This window comes from Streptomyces sp. NPDC004658 (assembly GCF_040609555.1).
Classification (GTDB): domain Bacteria; phylum Actinomycetota; class Actinomycetes; order Streptomycetales; family Streptomycetaceae; genus Streptomyces.
Map to the genome: position 1 here is coordinate 1 of NZ_JBEXKG010000387.1, position 1,572 is coordinate 1,572.

General features: G+C 68.8%; 1 protein-coding gene. It reads right to left on the bottom strand.

Annotation, left to right across the window (positions count from 1 at the left end; translation table 11 throughout):
* Positions 1-88: 88 nt before the first annotated feature.
* Complete coding sequence (locus ABZV94_RS41545; RefSeq protein ID WP_356350289.1) at positions 89-1,291, bottom strand: IS110 family transposase; 1,203 nt, start codon at positions 1,289-1,291, stop codon at positions 89-91.
* Positions 1,292-1,572: the final 281 nt, after the last annotated feature.

The window sequence follows — 1,572 nt, forward strand, 5'->3', positions numbered from 1 at the left end:
GGGGGGGGGGGGGGGGGGGGGGGGGGGGGTGGGGGGGGGGGGGGGCGGGGGGGGGGGGGGGGGGGGGGGGGTGCCCCTATGGGTTTGGTCAAGGTGATGGGGCAGGTTGGGGATCGTAGTAGGTGCCGTCTCGGAGCATGGCGAAGAGGACGTCGGCCCGGCGCCTGGCGAGGCAGAGGAGGGCTTGAGTGTGGTGCTTGCCCTGGCTGATCTTCTTGTCGTAGTAGGTGCGGGAGGCCGGGTCGGCCAGGGCTGCGAATGCGGAGAGGAAGAAGGCCCGTTTGAGCTGCTTGTTTCCGCTCCGGGAAGGCTGTTCGCCGCGGATCGAGGACCCGGAACTGCGGGTCGTTGGGGCGAGGCCTGCGTAGGCGGCGAGGTGGGCGGCGGACGGGAAACTGGATCCGTCGCCGACGTCGATGAGGATGCGTGCTCCGGTCCTGACGCCGATCCCCGGCATGGACGTCAGGACCTTCGAAAGAGGGTGTGCCTCCAGCAGTTCCTCGATCCTCGAAGCGAGGAGTTTCCGCTGGTCAAGCACCGCTTGGAGCGAGGTGGCGAGGCTGGGAACGATCAATGCCGCCGCGCCTGTGCCCGGGACGACGACGGTCTGCTCGTCCAGAGCAGTGAAGATGTCCTCGACCAGGCGCTCGGCCATCCGCGGTGCCTTCGGACGCATCAATGTGATCAGCCGGCGTCGTCCGGCCTTGCGGATCTGCGCCGGGGAACCGAACTGGTCGAGGAGCCTGAGCACGGCCGGATGCTGCACTCGCGGCCCCAGGACCCGCTCCAGCGACGGATGGACCTGCGTGAGCAGGCCCCGAAGCCGGTTGCTGATCCTTGTCGCTTCGCCGGCCAGGTCGTCGTCGAAGCCGACGATCATCTCCAGCTCGGCGATGGTCTCGTCCTCAAGGTCGACCGAGCGGAGTGTGTGCGGCATGATGCGGGCGGCATCCGCGATGACGAAGGCGTCGCGGGCATCGGTCTTGGCCTCGCCGGGATAGAGGTCAGCGATCCGCCGCATCGTCAGCCCGGGCAGGTAGGCGACCGGGCAGCCCATGTCCCGGGCCACCGCCAGTGGCAGGGCCCCGATCGAGGCCGGCTGATCCACCACAACAAGGACGGTCCCGTGCTTGGCCTGCAGTTTCCCGACCACCTCGCGGAGCTTGGGCTCGCTGTTGGGCAGCCGCTTGTCGAAAGCCTTCTTCCCGGCCGGGGTGACGGCGGTGGCGTGGTGTTCGCCCTTGCCGACGTCCAGGCCGAGGAAGGCACCGATGTCACTGACGTCGATCACTTGCGTCCTCCGGTCGTCCTTGCCCGGCCGTCCCACGGCACCGATTGCCACATCCACATCACGAAGAGCCTCCCGACCTGCGAAGAAGCCGGTGGTCATGCCCCTAATCAGCGGTCTGTCGATGCCTCCGGAGCCGGTGACACCACCCCCCAAGCCATCAACTCGACAGGGGGAGAGAGTCATGCCAACTCCGGAGGCCGGGCGCCCCATTGCGGGGCCACCAAGAAGGTAATGGGGGGGCCGGGGAGCGGCTTGAGGGGAGGTCCGGGGGAGGGCCCGGC